Here is a 223-nt window from a genome sequence, read left to right on the forward strand (position 1 = left end):
GGAGATCGCCTGGCGGGTGGTGAACGATCCGGTGCCGTTCCTGCTGGCCACCCCCACCCGTGCGGACGGGCGGCTCGATCCGGCCGAACTGACCGCCCGGCTGGCCGAGTACGAGCGGCTGGACGCCGAGCCCGGCCCCTGCGACCTGGACCAGGCCCTGCTGCGCCTGGACGTCACCGCCGCCTCCGCCCCCGAGGCCCTGGACGCCGCCGAGCGGCTGTCC

At 76.7% G+C, this 223-nt stretch carries 1 protein-coding gene; it reads left to right on the forward strand.

Annotated elements, in window-relative coordinates; all coding sequences use genetic code 11:
• Window positions 1-223 (forward strand): DUF7824 domain-containing protein (locus tag V1L54_RS29390; protein ID WP_330121203.1); only part of this gene is annotated, 223 nt, incomplete at both ends.

It is taken from the genome of Streptomyces rubellus, assembly GCF_036323805.1.
GTDB lineage: Bacteria > Actinomycetota > Actinomycetes > Streptomycetales > Streptomycetaceae > Streptomyces.